Genomic DNA, 23,375 nt, shown 5'->3' with positions numbered 1-23,375 from the left:
ACCAGCTGAACTCCACGGACATTCGAAAGCTTTGAGGAAGTAGGACATCTTGCTCGACGTCAACGTCTTCGACGAGCTGCGTATCGGCCTGGCCACGGCCGACGACATCCGTGCCTGGTCGCACGGAGAGGTCAAGAAGCCCGAGACCATCAACTACCGCACCCTGAAGCCGGAGAAGGACGGGCTCTTCTGCGAGAAGATCTTCGGCCCCACCCGGGACTGGGAGTGCTACTGCGGCAAGTACAAGCGCGTGCGCTTCAAGGGCATCATCTGCGAGCGCTGCGGCGTCGAGGTGACGCGCTCGAAGGTGCGCCGTGAGCGCATGGGTCACATCGAGCTCGCCGCCCCGGTCACGCACATCTGGTTCTTCAAGGGTGTGCCGTCGCGCCTCGGCTACCTGCTGGACCTGGCCCCGAAGGACCTGGAGAAGGTCATCTACTTCGCGGCCTACATGGTCACGTGGGTCGACGACGAGGCCCGCCACGAGGACCTCCCGAACCTCCAGAACGAGATCGACCTGGAGAAGAAGGAGATCTCGGACCGCCGCGACAACGACATCAACACCCGTGCCGCCAAGCTCGAGGCCGACCTGGCCGAGCTGGAGGCCGAGGGCGCCAAGGCCGACGCGCGCCGCAAGGTGCGCGACTCCGCCGAGCGCGAGATGGCGCAGCTGCGCAAGCGTGCCGACCAGGAGCTGGACCGCCTCGAGCAGGTCTGGGACCGGTTCAAGAACCTCAAGGTCGCGGACCTCGAGGGCGACGAGATGCTGTACCGCCAGCTCGTCGACCGGTACGGCACGTACTTCGAGGGCTCGATGGGCGCCGCGGCGATCCAGAAGCGCCTCGAGAGCTTCGACCTGGACGCCGAGGCCCAGTCGCTGCGGGAGACCATCCGCACCGGCAAGGGTCAGCGCAAGACGCGCGCGCTCAAGCGCCTGAAGGTCGTCAACGCGTTCCTCACGACGACCAACTCGCCCACGGCGATGGTGCTCGACGCCGTCCCGGTCATCCCGCCGGACCTGCGCCCGATGGTGCAGCTCGACGGCGGCCGGTTCGCGACGTCGGACCTCAACGACCTGTACCGGCGCGTGATCAACCGCAACAACCGGCTCAAGCGCCTGCTCGACCTGGGTGCGCCGGAGATCATCGTCAACAACGAGAAGCGGATGCTCCAGGAGGCCGTGGACTCGCTGTTCGACAACGGTCGCCGTGGCCGCCCGGTCACGGGCCCGGGCAACCGCCCGCTGAAGTCGATCTCCGACATGCTCAAGGGCAAGCAGGGCCGGTTCCGCCAGAACCTGCTCGGCAAGCGCGTCGACTACTCGGGCCGTTCGGTCATCGTGGTCGGCCCGCAGCTCAAGCTGCACCAGTGCGGCCTGCCCAAGCAGATGGCGCTCGAGCTGTTCAAGCCGTTCGTCATGAAGCGGCTCGTCGAGCTCAACCACGCACAGAACATCAAGAGCGCCAAGCGCATGGTGGAGCGCACCCGCGGCGAGGTCTGGGACGTGCTGGAGGAGGTCATCCAGGAGCACCCGGTGCTGCTGAACCGTGCCCCCACCCTGCACCGCCTCGGCATCCAGGCGTTCGAGCCGCAGCTCGTCGAGGGCAAGGCCATCCACCTGCACCCGCTCGTGTGCGCCGCGTTCAACGCGGACTTCGACGGCGACCAGATGGCGGTCCACCTGCCCCTGAGCGCGGAGGCGCAGGCCGAGGCCCGCATCCTCATGCTCTCGAGCAACAACATCCTCAAGCCGTCGGACGGCCGTCCGGTGACCATGCCCTCGCAGGACATGATCATCGGTCTGCACCACCTCACCTCGGACCGCCCCGGCGCGACGGGGGAGGGGCGCGTGTTCTCCTCGCAGGCCGAGGCGATCATGGCCCTCGACCGTGGTGCGCTGGACCTCAACGCCACGATCAAGATGCGGATGTCGGACCTCGTGCCCCCGACCAAGGGCTTCGAGGCGCCGGAGGGCTGGGAGCCCGGGCAGCCGCTGCTGTTCGAGACCACCCTGGGCCGCACGATCTTCAACGAGGCGCTCCCGATCGACTACCCGTTCCAGAACGGCGTCGTCGGCAAGAAGGAGCTCTCGACGATCGTCAACGACCTGGCGGAGCGCTACCCGAAGGTCGACGTCGCGACGTCGCTCGACGCGCTGAAGGACGCCGGCTACCGGTGGGCCACGCGCTCGGGCGTCACGATCGCGATCTCCGACGTCGCGATGCCGGAGGTCAAGAACGACATCCTGGACGAGCACGAGCAGCGTGCCCTCAAGGTCCAGGACCAGTTCGACAAGGGTCTGATCACCGACGACGAGCGCCGTCAGGAGCTCATCGAGATCTGGACCCAGGCCACCGACAAGATCGCGTCGGTCATGCGCGAGAACCTCGAGAGCAACTCGCGGAACACGCTGTACCGCATGGTGTCCTCGGGCGCCCGTGGTAACTGGATGCAGGTGCGTCAGATCGCCGGTATGCGCGGCCTCGTGGCGAACCCGAAGGGCGAGATCATCCCCCGCCCGATCAAGTCCAACTACCGCGAGGGCCTGTCCGTCCTCGAGTACTTCATCGCCTCGCACGGTGCCCGCAAGGGTCTGGCCGACACGGCGCTGCGTACCGCGGACTCCGGCTACCTCACCCGTCGTCTGGTCGACGTGTCGCAGGACGTCATCATCCGCGAGGAGGACTGCGGCACCGAGCGCGGCCTCACGCTGCCCGTCGCCGAGCGCATCGGCGACGTGCTGGTGCCGCACCCGCGCGTCGAGACGAGCATCTACTCGCGCACGTTCGCGACGGACGTCGTGGACGCGGACGGCAACGTCGTGGCCGAGGCGGGCTCGGACGCGGGCGACGTGATCATCGACCAGGTGATCGCCGCCGGCATCGAGAACGTCAAGGTCCGCTCCGTGCTGACCTGCGAGTCGCGCGTCGGCACCTGCGCCAAGTGCTACGGCCGCTCCCTGGCCACCGGCAAGCTGGTGGACATCGGCGAGGCCGTCGGCATCATCGCCGCGCAGTCGATCGGTGAGCCGGGCACGCAGCTGACGATGCGTACCTTCCACACCGGTGGTGTCGCCTCCGCGGAGGACATCACGCAGGGTCTGCCCCGTGTCACCGAGCTGTTCGAGGCCCGCACCCCCAAGGGTGAGGCCCCGATCGCGGAGTACACCGGCACCGTGGCGATCGAGGACACGGAGCGCACGCGCCACCTGGTCCTCACGCCGGCCGACGGCGGCGAGGAGATCCGCTACCCGGTGACCAAGCGTGCCCGCCTCCTGATCGCCGACGGCGAGCAGGTCCAGGTCGGCACCCAGCTGGTCCAGGGCGCCGTCGACCCGAAGAAGGTGCTGCGCATCCTCGGCCCGCGTGCCACGCAGAAGCACCTGGTGGACGAGGTCCAGGAGACCTACCGCTCGCAGGGCGTGGACATCCACGACAAGCACATCGAGGTCATCGTGCGGCAGATGCTGCGTCGCGTGACCGTGCTCGACTCGGGTGACTCGCACCTGCTGCCGGGCGAGCTCGCGGAGCGGACCCGCTTCGAGGACGCGAACCGTCGTGCGGTGGCGGAGGGTGGCCAGCCGGCCTCCGGCCGTCCGGAGCTCATGGGCATCACGAAGGCCTCGCTCGCCACCGACTCGTGGCTCTCGGCCGCCTCCTTCCAGGAGACGACCCGGGTGCTCACCGAGGCGTCGATGAGCGGTCGTCGTGACCCGCTGCTGGGCCTCAAGGAGAACGTCATCCTCGGTAAGCTCATCCCCGCCGGCACGGGCCTGCCCCGCTACCGGAACATCGAGGTCGAGCCGACCGAGCAGGCCAAGGCCGAGCTCTACCCGAGCTTCGGCTACGACGAGATCGACTTCCCGACGCTCGGCATGGGCTCGGGCGAGGCGATCCCGCTGGAGGACCTGGACTTCGGAGACTTCCGCTGATCCGCTGATCCTCACCACGAGGTAGTCCGGGAGGGGCGCACGTCACAGCGTGCGCCCCTCCCGTTCCTTTGACCCCGCTTGCTTCCGCGGGTAATCTTGGAAGCCGTGCCCGTGCCGTCGCGCGCGCATCCCGCTGTCAGCCCAGAGCCTCACCGCTCGGGCCGGCTGCCGGAGGCGCCGCCGACCTGAGCGCACAGGTACCCCGGGAAGATCGCTCGGACTGTCCGTCAGGACGGGGGAGCTGACCCGGGCCATCGAGCCGGTGGTAAGTGGCGTTGCGGTCCGTGAGGGCCGCGGGTGCCGCATGCGATCGGCGCGCACCAGCCAGACAGACCACCGTCGGGGGCCGGCCGGCCCTCGAGAGCTCGAGAAGACGACGGAGACGTAGTGCCTACGATCCAGCAGCTCGTCCGCAAGGGCCGGAGCACGAAGGCCGTGGCGTCGAAGACGCCCGCCCTCAAGGCCTCCCCCCAGCGGCGCGGCGTGTGCACGCGCGTGTACACCACCACCCCCAAGAAGCCGAACTCCGCGCTCCGCAAGGTCGCGCGCGTCAAGCTGTCCTCCGGTACCGAGGTCACGGCGTACATCCCCGGCGTCGGCCACAACCTGCAGGAGCACTCGATCGTGCTCGTGCGCGGCGGCCGTGTGAAGGACCTTCCCGGTGTCCGCTACAAGATCGTGCGCGGCGCGCTCGACACGCAGGGCGTGAAGAACCGCAAGCAGGCCCGCAGCAAGTACGGCGCGAAGAAGGAGAAGGCCTGATGCCTCGCAAGGGTCCGGCCCCCAAGCGGCCGCTCATCGTCGACCCCGTCTACGGGTCGCCCGTCGTCACGCAGCTGATCAACAAGGTCCTGCTCGACGGCAAGAAGTCCACCGCCGAGGCGATCGTCTACGGCGCCCTCGAGGGCGTCCGTGCCAAGACGGACCAGGACCCGGTCGTCGTGCTCAAGCGCGCGCTGGAGAACGTCCGCCCGGCCCTCGAGGTCCGCTCCCGCCGCGTCGGTGGCGCCACCTACCAGGTGCCGGTCGAGGTGCGCCCCGTGCGTTCCACGACGCTCGCGCTGCGCTGGCTCACGGACTTCTCGCGCGCCCGTCGCGAGAAGACGATGACCGAGCGCCTCATGAACGAGATCCTCGACGCCTCCAACGGCCTCGGTGCCGCGGTGAAGCGCCGCGAGGACATGCACAAGATGGCCGACTCGAACAAGGCCTTCGCGCACTACCGCTGGTGATGCGCACGGACGGCCCCGGGTGACCCCCGGGGCCGTCCGAGGATCCGGAACCGGCCGGCAGCCGGCCCTCCGGCCCGGCTTCCGACCTTCCACCGACAAGGGGTAAGACACCGTGGCACTCGACGTGCTGACCGACCTGAACAAGGTCCGCAACATCGGCATCATGGCCCACATCGATGCCGGCAAGACCACCACCACCGAGCGCATCCTGTTCTACACCGGTGTGAACTACAAGATCGGTGAGACGCACGACGGTGCGTCGACGATGGACTGGATGGAGCAGGAGCAGGAGCGCGGCATCACGATCACGTCCGCCGCGACGACCTGCTACTGGAAGAACAACCAGATCAACATCATCGACACCCCGGGTCACGTGGACTTCACCGTCGAGGTCGAGCGCTCGCTGCGCGTGCTCGACGGTGCCGTCGCGGTGTTCGACGGCAAGGAGGGCGTGGAGCCCCAGTCGGAGACCGTGTGGCGTCAGGCCGACAAGTACGACGTGCCGCGCATCTGCTTCGTCAACAAGATGGACAAGCTGGGCGCCGACTTCTACTTCACGGTCGACACGATCGTCAACCGTCTCAAGGCGAAGCCGCTGGTCATCCAGCTGCCGATCGGCGCCGAGAACGACTTCGAGGGCGTCGTCGACCTGCTCGAGATGAAGGCGCTCACCTGGCGCGGTGACACCAAGATGGGTGAGGAGTACGCGGTCGAGGAGATCCCGGCCGACCTCGTCGAGAAGGCCGAGCAGTACCGGGCCGAGCTCGTCGAGGCCGTCGCCGAGGCCGACGACGAGCTGCTCGAGAAGTTCCTCGGTGGCGAGGAGCTCACGATCGCCGAGATCAAGTCCGGCATCCGCAAGCTCGTCATCCGGTCCGAGGCCTTCCCGGTCCTGTGCGGCTCGGCGTTCAAGAACAAGGGCGTGCAGCCCATGCTCGACGCCGTCATCGACTACCTGCCGACCCCGCTCGACGTCCCGGCCGTCCAGGGCCACGACGTCAAGGACGCGGAGAAGATCATCGAGCGTCGTCCGGACGAGACGGAGCCGTTCTCGGCCCTCGCGTTCAAGGTCGCCACGCACCCGTTCTTCGGCAAGCTCACCTACGTCCGCGTCTACTCGGGCAAGGTCGCGCAGGGCGCCCAGGTCCAGAACTCGACCAAGGGCAAGAAGGAGCGCATCGGGAAGCTCTTCCAGATGCACTCCAACAAGGAGAACCCGGTCGAGGAGGCGCACGCCGGGCACATCTACGCCTTCATCGGGCTCAAGGACGTCACCACCGGTGACACGCTCTGCGACCCGGCGAACCCGGTCATCCTCGAGTCGATGACCTTCCCGGAGCCGGTCATCGACGTGGCCATCGAGCCGAAGACGAAGGCCGACCAGGAGAAGCTCTCCACGGCGATCCAGAAGCTCGCCCAGGAGGACCCGACCTTCCGCGTCAAGCTGGACGAGGAGACCGGCCAGACCGTCATCGGCGGCATGGGCGAGCTCCACCTCGACATCCTCGTCGACCGCATGCGTCGCGAGTTCAAGGTCGAGGCGAACGTCGGCAAGCCGCAGGTCGCGTACCGCGAGACAATCCGCCGCACCGCGGAGAAGATCGACTACACGCACAAGAAGCAGACCGGTGGCTCGGGCCAGTTCGCCAAGGTCCAGGTGACCTTCGAGCCGCTCGAGACGACCGAGGGCGAGCTCTACGAGTTCGCCAACGCCGTCACGGGTGGCCGCATCCCGCGTGAGTACATCCCGTCCGTGGACGCCGGTATCCAGTCGGCGATGCAGCAGGGTGTGCTGGCCGGGTTCCCCGTGGTGGGGGTCAAGGCCACGCTGCTCGACGGCGCGTACCACGACGTCGACTCCTCGGAGATGGCGTTCAAGATCGCCGGCTCGATGGTCTTCAAGGAGGGCATCAAGCGGGCCGACCCGGTCATCCTCGAGCCCGTCATGGCCGTCGAGGTCCGGACGCCCGAGGAGTACATGGGTGACGTGATCGGCGACATCAACTCGCGTCGTGGGATGATCCAGTCCATGGAGGACGCGACCGGTGTCAAGGTCGTGCGTGCCCAGGTACCGTTGAGCGAGATGTTCGGGTACATCGGTGACCTGCGTTCCAAGACGCAGGGCCGCGCGGTGTACTCGATGCAGTTCGACAGCTACGCCGAGGTTCCTCGCAACGTTGCTGACGAGATCATCAAGAAGACCCGGGGCGAGTGAGTCCCCACAGGTCGACGACCTAGCACAACCATCAACCTGTAGGAAACCCCCGTCGCCCCGCGGGATGTAGGCTCTCTCGCCGAGTCTCGCAACGTTCGGGAACATCTACCCAAGTCCCAGGAGGACCCCAGTGGCTAAGGCCAAGTTCGAGCGGACCAAGCCGCACGTCAACATCGGCACGATCGGGCACGTCGACCACGGCAAGACGACGCTGACCGCCGCGATCTCGAAGACGCTTGCGGACACGTACCCCGACCTGCCGGCGAACACGCAGCGCAACTTCGACGAGATCGACGCCGCGCCGGAGGAGAAGCAGCGCGGTATCACGATCAACATCGCGCACATCGAGTACGAGACGCCCAAGCGTCACTACGCGCACGTCGATGCTCCGGGTCACGCCGACTACATCAAGAACATGATCACCGGTGCCGCCCAGATGGACGGCGCGATCCTGGTGGTCGCGGCGACCGACGGTCCGATGGCCCAGACGCGCGAGCACGTGCTGCTGGCCCGCCAGGTGGGCGTGCCCTACCTGCTGGTCGCGCTGAACAAGGCCGACATGGTCGACGACGAGGAGATCCTCGAGCTCGTCGAGATGGAGGTTCGCGAGCTGCTGTCGTCGCAGGAGTTCGACGGCGACAACGCTCCGGTCGTGCGCGTCTCCGGCCTCAAGGCCCTCGAGGGTGACCCCGAGTGGACCAAGAAGGTCCTGGAGCTCATGGAGGCCGTGGACGAGAACGTCCCCGACCCGGTCCGCGAGCTCGACAAGCCCTTCCTCATGCCGATCGAGGACGTCTTCACCATCACCGGCCGCGGCACCGTCGTGACCGGCAAGGTGGAGCGCGGCACGCTCGACGTCAACTCCGAGGTCGAGATCGTCGGTATCCGCCAGCCGCAGAAGACCACGGTCACCGGTATCGAGACGTTCCACAAGCAGATGGACCAGGCCCAGGCCGGCGACAACACCGGTCTGCTCCTGCGCGGCATCAAGCGCGAGGACGTCGAGCGCGGCCAGGTCGTCGTGAAGCCGGGTTCGATCACCCCGCACACCGACTTCGAGGCTCAGGTCTACATCCTGGGCAAGGACGAGGGTGGCCGTCACAACCCGTTCTACTCGAACTACCGTCCGCAGTTCTACTTCCGCACCACGGACGTCACCGGTGTCATCACGCTGCCCGAGGGCACCGAGATGGTCATGCCGGGCGACAACACCGAGATGACGGTCGCGCTGATCCAGCCGATCGCCATGGAGGAGGGCCTCGGCTTCGCCATCCGTGAGGGTGGCCGCACGGTCGGTTCCGGCCGTGTCACCAAGATCATCAAGTGACCTGCTGACCCTCAGCTGATCACCTGAGCGCAGGAGGCCCGGGCCCTGTACGGGGCCCGGGCCTCCGGTGCGTCCGGCGTCACAGCGGGAGAACCTCGTTCCGGCTTGGAATCACGGGGTTCCCTGTGGCAAGATGTTCAGGTTGCCTGTCACGGGCGCGTTCTTTCTCGTGTCGAACAGTGTGTAGCACCACGGTGCGTGCACCGGTCCGGTCTCCCGGAGCGGTCCACCCGCCTGGAGCGGTCCCCCTCCCTCAGGGAGGGGTCGCGGGGTTGCCGGCTGTCGACGCGCATGAGCGCCCCGCGGGACACACGTCTCGACAGGCCAGACAAACGTCGTGGTCCGCCTCGCGGACCACAATCAACGGCCCCACGCCGGTTCGGTGTGTGCCCGGGTGCGTCGCCTAGCGCGACACGCCCGAGCGCGGGGGTCGGACAGTAGCGGTTCGAGAGAGAGAGTCAGACGACGCCATGGCGGGACAGAAGATCCGCATCCGGCTCAAGTCCTACGACCACGAGGTCATCGACAGCTCGGCGCGCAAGATCGTCGACACGGTGACGCGCGCTGGTGCGACGGTCGTGGGTCCGGTGCCGCTGCCGACGGAGAAGAACGTCTTCACCGTCATCCGGTCGCCTCACAAGTACAAGGACAGCCGCGAGCACTTCGAGATGCGCACGCACAAGCGGCTCATCGACATCATCGATCCCACGCCGAAGGCCGTCGACTCGCTCATGCGGATCGACCTGCCTGCCGACGTGAACATCGAGATCAAGCTCTGAGGCTGGGATAGATATGACCAACCAGCAGAAGAACGTGACCGCGGTGCTCGGCACCAAGCTCGGCATGACGCAGCTGTGGGACGACGCGGGTCGCCTCGTCCCCGTCACCGTCGTGGCCGTCCCGACCAACGTCGTGACGCAGGTTCGCGCCGCGGACGCCGACGGCTACGCCGCCGTGCAGCTCGCCGCCGGCCAGATCGACCCGCGCAAGGTCACCAAGCCGCTCAAGGGCCACTTCGAGAAGGCCGGCGTCACGCCGCGTCGTCACGTCGCCGAGGTCCGCACCGAGGACGCCGCCGAGTACACGCTCGGCCAGGAGATCACCGCCGCCGCCTTCGAGGCCGGCACCGTGGTCGACGTCGTCGGCACCACCAAGGGCAAGGGCACCGCCGGTGTCATGAAGCGTCACGGCTTCTCCGGCGTCGGCGCCTCCCACGGTGCCCACCGCAACCACCGCAAGGCCGGCTCGATCGGTGGCGCCTCGACGCCGTCGCGCGTGTTCAAGGGTCTGCGGATGGCCGGTCGCATGGGCCACGAGCGCATGACCGTCCAGAACCTGACCGTCCACGCGGTCGACGCCGAGAAGGGTCTGCTGCTCGTCAAGGGCGCAGTTCCCGGCCCCAAGGGTGGCGTCGTCGTCGTGCGTACCGCTGCGAAGGGTGCGTGACCCCATGGCCAACCAGACCGTCGACGTGCTCGACGCCCAGGGCAAGAAGGCCGGCACCGCCGACCTTCCCGCCGAGGTGTTCGACGTCGCAACCAACGTCCCGCTGATCCACCAGGTGGTCGTGGCGCAGCGCGCCGCCGCCCGCCAGGGCACGCACGCCACCAAGACCCGCGGCGAGGTCCGCGGCGGTGGCCGCAAGCCGTACAAGCAGAAGGGCACCGGCCGCGCCCGTCAGGGTTCGACCCGCGCCCCGCAGTTCGCCGGCGGTGGCACCGTCCACGGCCCGCAGCCGCGCAAGTACGACCAGCGGACCCCGAAGAAGATGAAGGCCGCCGCCCTCCGCGGTGCCCTGTCCGACCGGGCTCGCGCCGGCCGTGTCCACGTGGTCTCCGGCTTCGGTCTCGACGGTGCGCCGTCGACCAAGACCGCGGTCAAGACGCTCGCCGCGCTCACCGAGCGCACCCACGTCCTCGTGGTCACCGAGCGCTCGGACGAGCTGACGATCCTGTCGCTCCGCAACGTCGAGCAGGTCCACCTGCTGACCGCGGACCAGCTCAACACCTACGACGTGCTCGTCTCCGACGACGTCGTCTTCACCGAGGGCGCGCTCGCCGCGTTCCTCGCCGGCCCGGCCACGGGCAAGAGCGTGAAGGCCGTCGCCACGGAGTCCGAGGCGGCCGAGACCGAGGAGGCCACCAAGTGACCGCCGTGACGAAGGACCCGCGCGACATCCTGATCGCGCCGGTCGTCTCCGAGAAGTCCTACAACCTCCTCGACGAGGGCAAGTACACCTTCGTCGTGGACCCGCGGGCCAACAAGACCGAGATCAAGATCGCGGTCGAGCAGGTCTTCGGCGTCAAGGTCGACTCGGTCAACACGATCAACCGCAAGGGCAAGGCGCGTCGCACGCGCTTCGGCCTGGGCAAGCGCAAGGACACGAAGCGCGCGATCGTGACCCTCCGTGAGGGCACGATCGACATCTTCGGCGGTCCGGCTTCCTGAGGCGCAGAGAGCAGATCGAGGACTAACCCATGGGAATCCGTAAGTACAAGCCGACGACGCCCGGACGCCGCGGCTCCAGCGTCGCCGACTTCGTCGAGATCACGCGCTCCGAGCCGGAGAAGTCTCTGGTCCGTCCGCTGTCCAAGACGGGTGGGCGCAACAACTCCGGTCGCATCACGACCCGTCACAAGGGCGGTGGCCACAAGCGTGCCTACCGCGTGATCGACTTCCGTCGTCACGACAAGGACGGCGTGCCCGCCAAGGTCGCGCACATCGAGTACGACCCGAACCGCACGGCTCGGATCGCGCTCCTGCACTACGCGGACGGCACGAAGCGCTACATCATCGCGCCGAACAAGCTGTCGCAGGGCGACGTCGTCGAGGCCGGTGCCGGCGCCGACATCAAGCCCGGCAACAACCTGCCGCTGCGCAACATCCCGACCGGTACGGTCATCCACGCCGTCGAGCTCCGCCCCGGTGGCGGCGCGAAGATCGCCCGCTCCGCGGGTGCCTCCGTGCAGCTCGTCGCGAAGGACGGCCCGTACGCGCAGCTGCGCATGCCGTCCGGCGAGATCCGCAACGTCGACCTGCGCTGCCGCGCCACGGTCGGCGAGGTGGGCAACGCCGAGCAGTCGAACATCAACTGGGGCAAGGCCGGCCGCATGCGGTGGAAGGGCGTCCGCCCGACCGTCCGTGGCGTGGTCATGAACCCGGTCGACCACCCGCACGGTGGTGGTGAGGGCAAGACCTCCGGTGGTCGCCACCCGGTCAGCCCGTGGGGCCAGCCCGAGGGCCGGACCCGCCGCCCGAACAAGCCGAGCGACAAGCTGATCGTCCGCCGTCGCCGCACCGGCAAGAAGCGCTGAAAAGGAGCCTGACAGATGCCTCGTAGCCTGAAGAAGGGCCCCTTCGTCGACGACCACCTGCAGAAGAAGGTGGACGCTCAGAACGAGAAGGGGACCAAGAACGTCATCAAGACCTGGTCCCGTCGGTCGGTCATCACGCCCGACTTCCTCGGTCACACCTTCGCCGTGCACGACGGCCGGAAGCACACCCCGGTCTTCGTCACCGAGGCGATGGTCGGCCACAAGCTCGGCGAGTTCGCTCCCACGCGAACCTTCCGCGGCCACGTGAAGGACGACAAGAAGGGCCGTCGCCGCTGACCCCCGGGTCAGCCAGGCGACAGGCCCCGACGGTCTGAGAAAAGGAAGCAGGACAGCAATGGAAGCCAAGGCGCAGGCGCGGTTCGTCCGTGTCACGCCCCAGAAGGCCCGGCGCGTCGTGGACCTCATCCGTGGCAAGCAGGCCGCCGAGGCCGTCGCGGTGCTGAAGTTCGCGCCGCAGGCGGCGAGCGAGCCGATCCGCAAGGTTGTGGAGAGCGCCGTCGCGAACGCCCGGGTGAAGGCCGACCGCGCCAGCGAGCGCTTCGACGAGACGGAGCTCTTCGTCTCGGCGGCGTTCGTCGACGAGGGGCCGACGCTCAAGCGGTTCCGTCCGCGGGCGCAGGGGCGTGCGAGCCAGATCCTCAAGCGCACCAGCCACATCACCGTGGTCGTCGCACCGCGTGAGCAGAAGGAAGGGGCCCGATAGTGGGGCAGAAGGTTCACCCGCACGGGTACCGCCTCGGCATCACCACCGACCACCGGTCGCGCTGGTTCGCCGACAGCACCAAGCCTGGTCAGCGGTACCGCGACTACGTCCGCGAGGACGTGGCGATCCGCAAGCTCATGAGCACCGGTCTCGAGCGGGCCGGCATCTCCAAGGTCGAGGTCGAGCGCACCCGCGACCGCGTCCGCGTGGACATCCACACGGCGCGTCCGGGCATCGTCATCGGCCGCCGAGGTGCTGAGGCCGACCGCATCCGCGGCGAGCTCGAGAAGCTCACGGGCAAGCAGGTCCAGCTCAACATCCTCGAGGTCAAGAACGCGGAGATCGACGCGCAGCTGGTCGCGCAGGGCATCGCCGAGCAGCTCGCGAGCCGCGTCTCGTTCCGCCGCGCCATGCGCAAGGGCATCCAGTCCGCGCAGCGCGCCGGCGCCAAGGGCATCCGGGTCCAGGTCTCGGGCCGTCTCGGCGGCGCCGAGATGAGCCGGTCGGAGTTCTACCGCGAGGGTCGTGTGCCGCTGCACACGCTGCGCGCGTACATCGACTACGGCTTCTTCGAGGCCCGCACCACCTTCGGCCGTATCGGCGTGAAGGTGTGGATCTACAAGGGCGACATGACCGAGAAGGAGTTCGCCGCGCAGCAGGCGACCGCCGCCCCCCGTGGGGGTCGTGGTGGTCGTCCGGAGCGCGGGGAGCGCCGCGGTGGCGGTCGTCGCCCCGAGCGTCAGGCCCAGCCGGCCGCAGAGAGCGCCCCCGCGTCCGACGCGGCCCAGGCGCCGGCCGAGGCGGCTGCGGCCCCCGAGTCCGGAACGGAGGCCTGAGTCATGCTGATCCCCCGCAGGCTCAAGCACCGCAAGCAGCACCACCCGAAGCGCTCCGGCGCGGCCAAGGGTGGCACCACGATCGCGTTCGGCGACTTCGGCATCCAGGCTCTCGAGCCCGCCTACGTCACCAACCGTCAGATCGAGGCTGCTCGTATCGCGATGACCCGCCACATCAAGCGTGGCGGCAAGGTCTGGATCAACATCTACCCGGACCGTCCCCTGACCAAGAAGCCCGCCGAGACCCGCATGGGTTCCGGCAAGGGCTCGCCCGAGTGGTGGGTCGCCAACGTCAAGCCCGGCCGGATCGTCTTCGAGCTGGCCGGCGTCGACGAGGAGCTGGCCCGTGAGGCCATGCGCCGCGCGATCCACAAGCTCCCGATGAAGTGCCGTTTCGTGGTGCGCGAGGGTGGTGCGAACTGATGGCAGTCGGAACCAAGGGCATGACCCCCGCTGACCTCGACGGGTTCGACGACGAGAAGCTGGTCGCCGAGCTGAAGAAGGCCAAGGAGGAGCTCTTCAACCTCCGTTTCCAGTCGGCCACCGGCCAGCTGGAGTCCCACGGTCGGATCAAGGCCGTCAAGCGCGACATCGCGCGGATCTACACGGTCCTGCACGAGCGCGAGCTCGGTATCCGCACGGCCCCGAGCGTGAGTGAGTGAGGCATCGATGAGCGAGAACACCAACGCGGTGGCCGCTGAGACGACCGAGCGCAGCACGCGCAAGGTCCGTCGTGGCTACGTCGTCAGCGACAAGATGGAGAAGACCATCGTCGTCGAGGTCGAGGACCGCAAGAAGCACCCCCTGTACGGCAAGGTCCTGCGCACCACCACCAAGGTGAAGGCGCACGACGAGCAGAACTCCGCCGGTATCGGCGACCTGGTCGAGATCATGGAGACCCGTCCGCTGTCCGCGACCAAGCGGTGGCGCCTGACGGAGATCCTCGAGAAGGCCAAGTGATCCAGAAGGTCTGGTGACCTTCGGCCGGGGCGGGACGTGACACACGTATGCGGCCCGCCCCGGCCACCACAGCAACTATCCGTTCGGCAAGGCTCGCCCGGGACAGCCTGGGACGAGAACCGGCTCGACGACAGGAGATCAATCGATGATCCAGCAGGAGTCGCGACTGCGGGTCGCCGACAACACGGGTGCCAAGGAGATTCTCTGCATCCGTGTTCTCGGTGGATCCGGCCGTCGCTACGCCGGTATCGGCGACACGATCGTCGCCACCGTCAAGGACGCGATCCCCGGCGGCAACGTGAAGAAGGGCGATGTGGTCAAGGCCGTCATCGTCCGGACCGCCAAGGAGCGCCGTCGTCCCGACGGTTCCTACATCAAGTTCGACGAGAACGCCGCCGTGATCCTCAAGAACGACGGTGAGCCCCGTGGCACCCGCATCTTCGGCCCGGTCGGGCGCGAGCTGCGCGACAAGCGGTTCATGAAGATCATCTCGCTGGCGCCGGAGGTGCTCTGACCATGGCGAAGATCAAGAAGGGCGACCAGGTGATCGTCATCGCCGGTCGCGACAAGGGCAAGACGGGCCGTGTGCTCGAGGTCCTCAAGGACACCGACCGCATCGTGGTCGAGGGCGTGCAGCGCGTCACCAAGCACGTCAAGGCCGGCCAGACGGCTCGGGGCACCCGCACGGGTGGCATCGAGACCGTCGAGGCGTCGATCCACGTCTCGAACGTGATGATCGTCGACCCGGAGTCCAAGAAGGGCACGCGCGTCGGGTTCCGTACCGAGCAGGTCGAGCGCGATGGCCGTACCCGCACCGTCCGCGTGCGCGTCGCCAAGCGTTCCGGGAAGGACATCTGATGACCGAGACCACTCTCGAGGCCCCGGCCACCCCGCGCCTCAAGCAGAAGTACCGCGAGGACATCATCGCGGCGCTGCTCGAGGAGTTCGGCCACCAGAACATCCAGCAGGTCGCCGGTCTGACGAAGATCGTCGTCAACATGGGTGTCGGTGACGCCGCGAAGGACTCCAAGCTCATCGAGGGCGCGATCCGCGACCTCACGGCGATCACGGGGCAGAAGCCCCAGGTGACCCGGGCCAAGAAGTCGATCGCGCAGTTCAAGCTGCGCGAGGGCATGCCGATCGGCGCGCACGTCACGCTGCGCGGCGACCGGATGTGGGAGTTCCTCGACCGGCTGCTGTCGATCGCGCTGCCCCGTATCCGCGACTTCCGCGGTCTGAGCCCGAAGCAGTTCGACGGGCACGGCAACTACACCTTCGGTCTCACGGAGCAGTCGATGTTCCACGAGATCGACCAGGACAAGATCGACCGCGTCCGCGGCATGGACATCACGGTCGTGACCACGGCGACGACCGATGACGAGGGCCGCTCCCTGCTGCGCCGTCTCGGCTTCCCCTTCAAGGAGCAGAACTGACATGGCGAAGAAGGCCCTGATCAACAAGGCGGCCGCCAAGCCGAAGTTCGCGGTCCGCGCCTACACCCGGTGCCAGCGGTGCGGCCGTCCGCACTCGGTCTACCGCAAGTTCGGCCTGTGCCGGATCTGCCTGCGGGAGATGGCCCACCGCGGCGAGCTCCCCGGCGTCAACAAGAGCAGCTGGTAAAACCACTACGCCGCAGGTCCGGGCGGTGCGCAAGCACTACCCGGATACCCCGGCGAGGAAGGGCTGGAGCCCAATGACCATGACAGACCCCATCGCAGACATGCTCACGCGTCTGCGTAACGCGAACTCGGCGCACCACGAGACGGTCACCATGCCGCACTCGAAGCTGAAGTCGAACATCGCGGAGATCCTGCAGGCGCAGGGGTACATCACCGGCTGGAGCGTCGAGGACGCGAAGGTCGGCAAGTCCCTCACCCTGTCCCTCAAGTACGGCCCGAGCCGCGAGCGTGCCCTCACCGGCATCCGCCGCGTCTCGAAGCCCGGCCTCCGCGTCTACGCGAAGTCCACCAACCTGCCCCAGGTCCTCGGCGGCCTCGGCGTGGCCATCCTGTCCACGTCCTCCGGCCTGCTGACGGACCGTCAGGCCCAGGCCAAGGGCGTCGGCGGCGAAGTCCTCGCCTACGTCTGGTAATCCGGAAAGGAGAAATCGCCATGTCTCGAATCGGCAAGCTTCCCGTTCCGGTCCCGGCCGGTGTGGACGTCACCATCAGCGGTGCGCTCGTGACCGTCAAGGGCCCCAAGGGGACCCTGGAGCACGCGGTGCCCGCCCCCATCACGGTCGCCCAGGACGACGCCACCCTCGTGGTGTCGCGCCCGGACGACGAGCGTGAGTCCCGTGCGCTGCACGGCCTCACCCGCACCCTCCTGGCCAACATCGTCACCGGTGTGACCCAGGGCTACGAGAAGAAGCTCGAGATCGTCGGTACCGGGTACCGCGTCGCGGCCAAGGGACAGAGCCTGGAGTTCGCTCTCGGCTTCTCGCACCCGGTCGTCGTCACGGCGCCCGAGGGAATCACCTTCGCGGTGGAGAGCCCGACCAAGTTCTCGGTCGCGGGCATCGACAAGCAGCAGGTCGGCGAGGTCGCAGCGAACATCCGCAAGATCCGCAAGCCCGAGCCCTACAAGGGCAAGGGCGTGCGATACGCCGGCGAGGTCGTCCGCCGCAAGGTCGGAAAGGCTGGTAAGTGATGGCTCTCAAGGTTCTGGGCAAGGGCAAGGCCGTCGCTCGTCAGCGCCGTCACCTGCGCCTGCGCAAGAAGATCAAGGGCACCGCGGCGCGTCCGCGCCTCGTCGTGACCCGTTCGTCGCGCCACATGGTGGCGCAGGTCGTGGACGACACGGTCGGCAAGACCGTCGCTTCCGCCTCGACCCTCGAGGCCGACCTGCGCGCCCTCGACGGCGACAAGACGGCCAAGGCCCGCAAGGTCGGCGAGCTCGTCGCCGCGCGTGCCAAGGCCGCCGGCGTCGAGACCGTGGTCTTCGACCGCGGTGGCAACAAGTACCACGGTCGGGTGGCTGCGGTCGCCGACGGCGCCCGGGAAGCGGGGCTGGAGCTGTGATGGCCGACGTCCGCGAGTTCGCACGGAAGATGAGGATCCTCTGATGGCTGCAGGGCAGCGCACCGGCGCCCCCCAGGGCGCCAACGAGTCCAACAAGACCGACGGCCGCCGCGGCGGCGGTGGCGGTCGTCGTGACGACCGCCGTGGCGGTGGCCGCGACCAGGCCGACAAGAACGCCTTCGTCGAGCGCGTGGTGACGATCAACCGCGTCTCGAAGGTCGTCAAGGGCGGTCGTCGCTTCAGCTTCACCGCGCTGGTCGTGGTGGGCGACGGCGACGGCACCGTCGGTGTCGGCTACGGCAAGGCCAAGGAGGTGCCCGCGGCGATCGCCAAGGGTGTCGAGGAGGCGAAGAAGAACTTCTTCCGCGTCCCGCGCATCCAGGGCACCATCCCTCACCCCATCCAGGGTGAGGAGGCCGCCGGCGTCGTGTTCCTGCGTCCGGCCTCGCCGGGTACCGGTGTGATCGCCGGTGGTCCGGTGCGCGCCGTGCTGGAGTGCGCCGGCATCCACGACGTGCTGAGCAAGTCGCTCGGCTCGTCCAACTCGATCAACATCGTGCACGCGACCGTCGCGGCCCTCAAGGGCCTCGAGGAGCCGGCGGCCGTGGCCGCCCGCCGTGGCCTGCCGCTCGAGGACGTGGCTCCGGCCGCGCTCCTGCGTGCGCAGGCTGCCGGACTTGCCGCCAAGGCGGAGAAGGCCGGCGAGAAGGTGGGTGCGTGATGCCTCGACTGAAGGTCACCCAGGTCAAGTCCGCCATCGGCGGCAAGCAGAACCAGCGTGACACGCTGCGGACCCTCGGCCTCAAGCGGATCGGCGACACCGCCGTGAAGGAGGACCGTCCGGAGATCCGTGGCATGGTCACCACGGTGGCGCACCTCGTCACCGTCGAGGAGGTCGAGTGATCATGGCCGACAACACCGAGAAGTCGCAGCCGCTCAAGGTCCACCACCTGCGTCCGGCCCCCGGCGCCAAGACCGCCAAGACCCGTGTGGGTCGTGGCGAGGCGTCGAAGGGCAAGACGGCGGGTCGCGGTACCAAGGGCACGAAGGCTCGCTACCAGGTTCCCGCCGGCTTCGAGGGTGGGCAGATGCCTCTGCACATGCGCCTCCCGAAGCTGCGCGGGTTCAAGAACCCGTTCCGCGTCGAGTACCAGGTCGTCAACCTGGACAAGCTCGCCGCGCTGTACCCCGAGGGTGGCTCCGTCACCGTCGAGGGCCTCGTCGCCAAGGGCGCGGTCCGCAAGGGCCAGCCGGTGAAGGTGCTCGGCAACGGCGAGATCACCGTCAAGCTGGACGTCACGGTCGACCGCGTCTCCGGCTCCGCCAAGGACAAGATCCTGGCGGCCGGCGGCACGGTCTCCGAGGACTGACATCCGCATCAGGGCCGGCGGCGCACACGCGCTGCCGGCCCTGTGTGCTCCCGGCGTGCTGGCGCGGGCCAGCTCTCCGCGACGGCGTGTGGTCTGGATCACTGGTCCCGGCCACGTAGAATCCGTCACGGTCCGCGCCACGCACCTGATCCGGGTGACGGCGAGGCCGGGTTCTCCCCGGTCGGACCTTGACCGAGTCGGCGTGACGGCGGCGTGGCCCACGGGCCGCGGTGCCGGGAGCTCGCGCCACACCTCGCCGATCCCCGGCGACACGACAACCCGCCGCGGCGGGCCAGGAGGATAGGTGCTCAGCGCATTCGGCCGGGCTTTCCGGACACCGGACCTGCGGCGCAAGCTGCTGTTCACGATCGCGATCATGGCGCTCTTCCGGGTGGGGTCGCTCGTGCCCACACCCGGCGTCGACTACGGCAACGTCCAGCAGTGCGTCGCGGCCCTCGAGGGCAGCACCTCGCTGCTCGGCCTCGTGAACGTCTTCAGCGGTGGCGCGCTGCTGCAGCTGTCGATCTTCGCGCTCGGCATCATGCCGTACATCACCGCGAGCATCATCGTGCAGCTGCTGCGCGTCGTCATCCCTCGGTTCGAGGCCCTGCACAAGGAGGGCCAGTCGGGGCAGGCGAAGCTGACGCAGTACACGCGCTACCTGACGATCGCCCTGGCGATCCTGCAGTCGACGACGATCATCACGACCGCGCGCACGGGGATGCTCTTCCAGGGCTGCCCCGTCGACGTGATCACGGACGACAGCTTCATGACCGCCACGCTGATGGTCGTCACCATGACGGCCGGTACCGGCCTGGTCATGTGGCTCGGCGAGATGATCACCGAGCGCGGCGTCGGCAACGGCATGTCCCTGCTGATCTTCACGTCGATCGCGGCGAGCTTCCCGTCGGCCCTCTGGTCGATCGCCGGCGGTTCGAACGGCCCCCTGAACTTCATCGTGATGATCCTGGTCATCGTGCTCGTCGTCGGGCTGGTCGTCTTCGTCGAGCAGTCCCAGCGCCGCATCCCGGTGCAGTACGCGAAGCGCATGGTGGGCCGCCGCATGTACGGCGGGACCAGCACCTACATCCCGATCAAGATCAACATGGCCGGCGTCATCCCGGTCATCTTCGCGGCGTCGATCCTGGCCATCCCCGGGCTGATCGCCCAGTTCGGCGAGCCGACCGCGGGCTGGGTGCTGTGGATCTCGGAGAACCTGGTCCAGCAGTCCGACCCGCTGTACATCGTGCTGTACGTGCTGATGGTCATCTTCTTCGCGTTCTTCTACACGTCGATCACGTTCAACCCGGACGAGGTCGCGGACAACATGAAGAAGTACGGCGGCTTCATCCCCGGCATCCGCGCGGGAAGGCCCACGGCCGAGTACCTCGACTACGTGATCACCCGCATCACGTCCGCGGGCTCGATCTACCTGGCCATCGTGGCCCTCATCCCCACGATCGTGCTCGTGGTGCTGGGAGTCACCACGAACATCCCGTTCGGCGGCACGTCGATCCTCATCATCGTGGGCGTCGGGCTCGAGACCGTGAAGCAGATCGACTCCCAGCTCCAGCAGCGTCATTACGAAGGGTTCCTCCGTTGACCGAGACGACCGAAGGCGGCAGCACCGCTGCCACGCCGACCACCCGCCGCGAGCTCCACGGCGCCCCCAGCGCCGAGGCGCGGGTGACGCGCCTGGTGATCATGGGGCCGCAGGGTGCGGGCAAGGGCACGCAGGCCGCGCGCCTCGCCGAGCTCTTCAGCATCCCCGCCATCTCGACGGGCGACATCTTCCGCGCCAACATCAAGGGCGGCACGGAGCTCGGGAAGCTCGCGCAGGAGTACAGCGCCAAGGGTGAGCTCGTCCCGGACGAGGTCACCGACCAGATGGTGCGCTCGCGCCTCGGCGAGGACGACGTGAAGTCCGGCTTCCTGCTCGACGGCTACCCGCGCAACGCGCACCAGGTCGAGGCGCTGGACGGCATCCTGGCCGATCTCGGCTGGGAGCTGGACGGCGTCATCGAGCTCACCGCCGCCCGCGAGGAGCTCCTGTCGCGGATCGCCAAGCGCGCCGAGATCGAGGGTCGCGAGGACGACACCCCGGAGGCGATCGCGCGCCGGCTCGACATCTACGACGAGCAGACCGCGCCCCTGACCGCCGCCTACTCCGAGCGGGGCATCCTCGCGAAGGTGGACGGCATCGGCGACGTCTCCGAGGTCACCGAGCGCATCGTCCAGGCGCTGGCCGCCGAGCTCGGCTGAGGTCCCTGACGCCATGATCTTCGGTTCGCGCGAGCGCATCGAGCTCAAGACGCCCGACCAGGTGCGCGTCATGCGGCGTGCCGGCCTGGTCGTCGCGTCGGCGCTCGACGCGGTGCGTGCCGCGGCCCGCCCGGGCCTGACGACGGCGGACCTCGACGCGGTCGCGGCGCGGGTCATCGCGGACGCCGGGGCGACGCCGTCGTTCCTCGGCTACGAGGGGTACCCCGCGACGATCTGCGTCTCCGTCTCGGAGGAGGTCATCCACGGCATCCCCGGTGGTCGCGTGCTCGAGGTCGGCGACGTCGTGTCGGTCGACTGCGGCGCGATCGTGGACGGCTGGCACGGCGACTCGGCGATCAGCCTCGTGCTGGGGCCGGACGGCGCGCTCGACGTCGAGGAGACGGCGGCGGTCGACGGTGTCGACGCGGCGGACCTCGACCTCGTCCGTGCGACGCGGACGGCCATGTGGGCGGGGATCGCCGCACTGGCCGGCGGCAAGCGGCTGGGCGACGTCGGGACCGCGGTCGAGGCCGCCGTCGAGCTGGCCGGGGGCGTCTCGGGCGTCGAGTACGGGATCGTCGAGGACTACGTGGGCCACGGCATCGGCACGGCGATGCACCAGCCGCCCGACGTCGTGAACTTCCGCACCTCGGACCGCGGCCCCCGGCTGCGGCCGGGCATGTGCCTCGCCGTCGAGCCGATGGTCACGCGGGGGAGCGGGGCGACCCGGGTCCTCGCCGACGACTGGACGGTCGTGACGCAGGACGGCTCGCGCGCCGCCCACTGGGAGCACTCCGTGGCCCTCCTCGAGGACGGCATCAGCGTGCTGACGGCCGCCGACGGCGGACGCGCCGGTCTCGCCCCGTTCGAGGTCGTGCCCGTGCCCCTCGACGTGTGACCGACGACCATCTGTTCACGTTCGCAGCTGCTGGTGCGATGGAGTACGATGGTCTGTCGGGTGTAGTCCGTTCGGCAGTTCCTCGAGATGCACGCGCGAGATGGTGGCGCTGCGGACCAGCACCGGTTCGACGTCACGTCGGCCGGTCGGGACGAGGGTGAGCAGGCGGCACGCACGACATCCGGACCTCCGTCACGTTGCTGACGGGCGCCCGGGGACAGACGAGAGTTAGCGGAGGACATGGCAAAGAAGGACGGCGTCATCGAGATCGAGGGCAGCGTGGTCGAGGCCCTGCCGAACGCGATGTTCCGTGTGGAGCTGGCGAACGGACACAAGGTCCTCGCGCACATCTCGGGCAAGATGCGTCAGCACTACATCCGGATCCTCCCGGAGGACCGTGTCGTGGTCGAGCTCAGCCCGTACGACCTGTCCCGCGGTCGGATCGTCTACCGCTACAAGTAACCACCACCCCATCGAGCGCCGTCGTGGCGCCGGCACCCGCCGGCGTGCGTACGGCGGCGGAGGAACACTGATGAAGGTCAAGCCGAGCGTCAAGAAGATCTGCGACAAGTGCAAGGTGATCCGCCGGCACGGTCGCGTCATGGTGATCTGCGAGAACCTGCGCCACAAGCAGCGCCAGGGCTGATCGCAGCCACCGCCTGACGGCACTCGCTCGCCGTCGGACACAGCGCACCACCACGAACCTCGACCCGTCCTGCCGGAGCGCAAGCTCCCGGGGGGACGGGCGAGGGGAACCTCCGGTCCAGGGGCCGGGGCCCGCGGTCATCGCGGGAGGCGGTGCGGCAGACCTCTGGAAGAAGTACAGGAGCCGGAAGGCACATGGCACGTCTGATCGGCGTCGACCTCCCCCGCGACAAGCGGCTCGAGGTTGCGCTCACGTACATCTACGGCGTCGGCCGTACCCGCGCCCAGCAGACGCTGGCCGCGACCGGGATCAGCCCGGACCTGCGGGTCAAGGACCTCGGCGACGACCAGCTCGTCGCTCTCCGCGACTTCCTGGAGGGCAACTTCCAGCTCGAGGGCGACCTGCGCCGCGAGGTCGCTGCCGACATCCGCCGCAAGGTCGAGATCGGCACCTACCAGGGCCTGCGTCACCGCCGCGGCCTCCCGGTGCGCGGTCAGCGCACCAAGACCAACGCGCGCACCCGCAAGGGCCCGAAGCGCACCGTCGCGGGCAAGAAGAAGGCCCGCTGAGAGCAGTCCGTGGCGTGGTCGGCTCCCCGAGCTGAACCGCCCCGGTCCGATCAGACCAGGAGATCAGAGAA

32 protein-coding genes are annotated in these 23,375 nt (G+C 68.4%); all 32 read left to right on the top strand.

Going from position 1 to position 23,375, the window contains the following annotated elements; translation table 11 throughout:
• Nucleotides 1-49 precede the first annotated feature (49 nt).
• On the top strand, nucleotides 50-3,931 hold the full coding sequence (locus ACFQ8E_RS10545; protein ID WP_430550506.1) for a DNA-directed RNA polymerase subunit beta': 3,882 nt from the start codon (nucleotides 50-52) through the stop codon (nucleotides 3,929-3,931).
• Nucleotides 3,932-4,318: 387 nt separating this feature from the next.
• The gene (gene rpsL, locus ACFQ8E_RS10540; protein ID WP_225564431.1) at nucleotides 4,319-4,693 is read left to right on the top strand and encodes a 30S ribosomal protein S12; all 375 of its coding nucleotides are present in this window, start codon (nucleotides 4,319-4,321) and stop codon (nucleotides 4,691-4,693) included.
• Nucleotides 4,693-5,163, top strand: a complete 471-nt coding sequence (rpsG, locus tag ACFQ8E_RS10535) for a 30S ribosomal protein S7 (RefSeq protein WP_429764774.1) — start codon at nucleotides 4,693-4,695, stop codon at nucleotides 5,161-5,163. Before rpsL ends, rpsG begins: the two co-directional genes overlap by 1 nt.
• A 112-nt stretch (nucleotides 5,164-5,275) precedes the next feature.
• Nucleotides 5,276-7,378: an elongation factor G gene (gene fusA / locus ACFQ8E_RS10530; RefSeq protein WP_430550505.1), complete on the top strand. Its 2,103-nt coding sequence runs from the start codon at nucleotides 5,276-5,278 to the stop codon at nucleotides 7,376-7,378.
• Between the two features lie 130 nt (nucleotides 7,379-7,508).
• Nucleotides 7,509-8,705, top strand: coding sequence for an elongation factor Tu (gene tuf, locus ACFQ8E_RS10525; RefSeq protein WP_430550504.1), 1,197 nt, complete (start codon nucleotides 7,509-7,511; stop codon nucleotides 8,703-8,705).
• Between the two features lie 470 nt (nucleotides 8,706-9,175).
• Nucleotides 9,176-9,484, top strand: coding sequence for a 30S ribosomal protein S10 (rpsJ, locus tag ACFQ8E_RS10520; RefSeq protein WP_013837837.1), 309 nt, complete (start codon nucleotides 9,176-9,178; stop codon nucleotides 9,482-9,484).
• A gap of 13 nt (nucleotides 9,485-9,497) precedes the next feature.
• Nucleotides 9,498-10,151: a 50S ribosomal protein L3 gene (rplC, locus tag ACFQ8E_RS10515; protein WP_430550503.1), complete on the top strand. Its 654-nt coding sequence runs from the start codon at nucleotides 9,498-9,500 to the stop codon at nucleotides 10,149-10,151.
• A 4-nt stretch (nucleotides 10,152-10,155) separates the two neighbouring features.
• Nucleotides 10,156-10,854 carry a 50S ribosomal protein L4 gene (gene rplD, locus ACFQ8E_RS10510; protein WP_430550502.1) on the top strand — a complete coding sequence of 233 codons (699 nt, stop codon included), beginning with the start codon at nucleotides 10,156-10,158 and terminating at the stop codon, nucleotides 10,852-10,854.
• The gene (gene rplW / locus ACFQ8E_RS10505; protein WP_079572420.1) at nucleotides 10,851-11,153 is read left to right on the top strand and encodes a 50S ribosomal protein L23; all 303 of its coding nucleotides are present in this window, start codon (nucleotides 10,851-10,853) and stop codon (nucleotides 11,151-11,153) included. Before rplD ends, rplW begins: the two co-directional genes overlap by 4 nt.
• 29 nt (nucleotides 11,154-11,182) lie before the next feature.
• A complete protein-coding gene (gene rplB / locus ACFQ8E_RS10500; RefSeq protein ID WP_430550501.1) occupies nucleotides 11,183-12,019 on the top strand; it encodes a 50S ribosomal protein L2 in 837 nt (278 codons plus the stop codon).
• A 15-nt stretch (nucleotides 12,020-12,034) separates the two neighbouring features.
• On the top strand, nucleotides 12,035-12,316 hold the full coding sequence (gene rpsS / locus ACFQ8E_RS10495; RefSeq protein WP_075829208.1) for a 30S ribosomal protein S19: 282 nt from the start codon (nucleotides 12,035-12,037) through the stop codon (nucleotides 12,314-12,316).
• Nucleotides 12,317-12,374: 58 nt separating this feature from the next.
• Nucleotides 12,375-12,743 (top strand): 50S ribosomal protein L22, encoded by a 369-nt coding sequence (gene rplV, locus ACFQ8E_RS10490; protein WP_079572426.1) that lies wholly within the window; start codon nucleotides 12,375-12,377, stop codon nucleotides 12,741-12,743.
• A complete protein-coding gene (gene rpsC / locus ACFQ8E_RS10485; RefSeq protein WP_430550500.1) occupies nucleotides 12,743-13,579 on the top strand; it encodes a 30S ribosomal protein S3 in 837 nt (278 codons plus the stop codon). Before rplV ends, rpsC begins: the two co-directional genes overlap by 1 nt.
• Before the next feature lie 3 nt (nucleotides 13,580-13,582).
• On the top strand, nucleotides 13,583-14,002 hold the full coding sequence (gene rplP, locus ACFQ8E_RS10480; protein WP_380244191.1) for a 50S ribosomal protein L16: 420 nt from the start codon (nucleotides 13,583-13,585) through the stop codon (nucleotides 14,000-14,002).
• Complete coding sequence (rpmC, locus tag ACFQ8E_RS10475; RefSeq protein ID WP_430550499.1) at nucleotides 14,002-14,241, top strand: 50S ribosomal protein L29; 240 nt, start codon at nucleotides 14,002-14,004, stop codon at nucleotides 14,239-14,241. The genes rplP and rpmC overlap by 1 nt, the downstream gene beginning before the upstream one ends.
• Nucleotides 14,242-14,248: 7 nt before the next feature.
• On the top strand, nucleotides 14,249-14,539 hold the full coding sequence (gene rpsQ, locus ACFQ8E_RS10470; protein WP_429764762.1) for a 30S ribosomal protein S17: 291 nt from the start codon (nucleotides 14,249-14,251) through the stop codon (nucleotides 14,537-14,539).
• Between the two features lie 145 nt (nucleotides 14,540-14,684).
• Nucleotides 14,685-15,053 carry a 50S ribosomal protein L14 gene (gene rplN, locus ACFQ8E_RS10465; RefSeq protein WP_079572436.1) on the top strand — a complete coding sequence of 123 codons (369 nt, stop codon included), beginning with the start codon at nucleotides 14,685-14,687 and terminating at the stop codon, nucleotides 15,051-15,053.
• A gap of 2 nt (nucleotides 15,054-15,055) precedes the next feature.
• Nucleotides 15,056-15,397 carry a 50S ribosomal protein L24 gene (gene rplX, locus ACFQ8E_RS10460; protein WP_430550498.1) on the top strand — a complete coding sequence of 114 codons (342 nt, stop codon included), beginning with the start codon at nucleotides 15,056-15,058 and terminating at the stop codon, nucleotides 15,395-15,397.
• Nucleotides 15,397-15,972 (top strand): 50S ribosomal protein L5, encoded by a 576-nt coding sequence (gene rplE, locus ACFQ8E_RS10455; protein WP_430550497.1) that lies wholly within the window; start codon nucleotides 15,397-15,399, stop codon nucleotides 15,970-15,972. Before rplX ends, rplE begins: the two co-directional genes overlap by 1 nt.
• Nucleotide 15,973: 1 nt before the next feature.
• The gene (locus tag ACFQ8E_RS10450) at nucleotides 15,974-16,159 is read left to right on the top strand and encodes a type Z 30S ribosomal protein S14 (protein WP_430550496.1); all 186 of its coding nucleotides are present in this window, start codon (nucleotides 15,974-15,976) and stop codon (nucleotides 16,157-16,159) included.
• Nucleotides 16,160-16,232: 73 nt separating this feature from the next.
• Nucleotides 16,233-16,631, top strand: a complete 399-nt coding sequence (gene rpsH, locus ACFQ8E_RS10445) for a 30S ribosomal protein S8 (RefSeq protein WP_430550495.1) — start codon at nucleotides 16,233-16,235, stop codon at nucleotides 16,629-16,631.
• Nucleotides 16,632-16,651: 20 nt separating this feature from the next.
• Complete coding sequence (gene rplF / locus ACFQ8E_RS10440; protein ID WP_430550494.1) at nucleotides 16,652-17,188, top strand: 50S ribosomal protein L6; 537 nt, start codon at nucleotides 16,652-16,654, stop codon at nucleotides 17,186-17,188.
• The gene (gene rplR / locus ACFQ8E_RS10435; RefSeq protein WP_429727854.1) at nucleotides 17,188-17,559 is read left to right on the top strand and encodes a 50S ribosomal protein L18; all 372 of its coding nucleotides are present in this window, start codon (nucleotides 17,188-17,190) and stop codon (nucleotides 17,557-17,559) included. The genes rplF and rplR overlap by 1 nt, the downstream gene beginning before the upstream one ends.
• 43 nt (nucleotides 17,560-17,602) lie before the next feature.
• Nucleotides 17,603-18,280, top strand: a complete 678-nt coding sequence (gene rpsE, locus ACFQ8E_RS10430) for a 30S ribosomal protein S5 (protein WP_079572450.1) — start codon at nucleotides 17,603-17,605, stop codon at nucleotides 18,278-18,280.
• Nucleotides 18,280-18,462 carry a 50S ribosomal protein L30 gene (gene rpmD / locus ACFQ8E_RS10425; protein ID WP_079573239.1) on the top strand — a complete coding sequence of 61 codons (183 nt, stop codon included), beginning with the start codon at nucleotides 18,280-18,282 and terminating at the stop codon, nucleotides 18,460-18,462. The genes rpsE and rpmD overlap by 1 nt, the downstream gene beginning before the upstream one ends.
• Before the next feature lie 2 nt (nucleotides 18,463-18,464).
• A complete protein-coding gene (rplO, locus tag ACFQ8E_RS10420) occupies nucleotides 18,465-18,929 on the top strand; it encodes a 50S ribosomal protein L15 (protein ID WP_430550493.1) in 465 nt (154 codons plus the stop codon).
• Nucleotides 18,930-19,233: 304 nt separating this feature from the next.
• Entirely contained in the window at nucleotides 19,234-20,532 is a 1,299-nt protein-coding gene (gene secY / locus ACFQ8E_RS10415; protein WP_430550492.1) for a preprotein translocase subunit SecY, read from the top strand.
• A gap of 101 nt (nucleotides 20,533-20,633) precedes the next feature.
• Nucleotides 20,634-21,191: an adenylate kinase gene (locus tag ACFQ8E_RS10410; RefSeq protein ID WP_430550765.1), complete on the top strand. Its 558-nt coding sequence runs from the start codon at nucleotides 20,634-20,636 to the stop codon at nucleotides 21,189-21,191.
• A 13-nt stretch (nucleotides 21,192-21,204) separates the two neighbouring features.
• A complete protein-coding gene (map, locus tag ACFQ8E_RS10405) occupies nucleotides 21,205-22,089 on the top strand; it encodes a type I methionyl aminopeptidase (protein ID WP_430550491.1) in 885 nt (294 codons plus the stop codon).
• 240 nt (nucleotides 22,090-22,329) lie between these two features.
• Entirely contained in the window at nucleotides 22,330-22,551 is a 222-nt protein-coding gene (gene infA, locus ACFQ8E_RS10400; protein ID WP_012867920.1) for a translation initiation factor IF-1, read from the top strand.
• Nucleotides 22,552-22,621: 70 nt separating this feature from the next.
• Nucleotides 22,622-22,735 (top strand): 50S ribosomal protein L36, encoded by a 114-nt coding sequence (gene rpmJ, locus ACFQ8E_RS10395; RefSeq protein WP_009740505.1) that lies wholly within the window; start codon nucleotides 22,622-22,624, stop codon nucleotides 22,733-22,735.
• Nucleotides 22,736-22,929: 194 nt separating this feature from the next.
• Nucleotides 22,930-23,304 carry a 30S ribosomal protein S13 gene (gene rpsM, locus ACFQ8E_RS10390; RefSeq protein WP_430550490.1) on the top strand — a complete coding sequence of 125 codons (375 nt, stop codon included), beginning with the start codon at nucleotides 22,930-22,932 and terminating at the stop codon, nucleotides 23,302-23,304.
• The last annotated feature ends 71 nt before the right edge of the window (nucleotides 23,305-23,375 follow it).

Source organism: Isoptericola sp. NPDC056573 (assembly GCF_042793335.1).
Lineage (GTDB): Bacteria > Actinomycetota > Actinomycetes > Actinomycetales > Cellulomonadaceae > Isoptericola.
The sequence above is the reverse complement of the archived record's forward strand: the minus strand, read 5'-3'. Positions and strand labels throughout refer to the sequence as shown.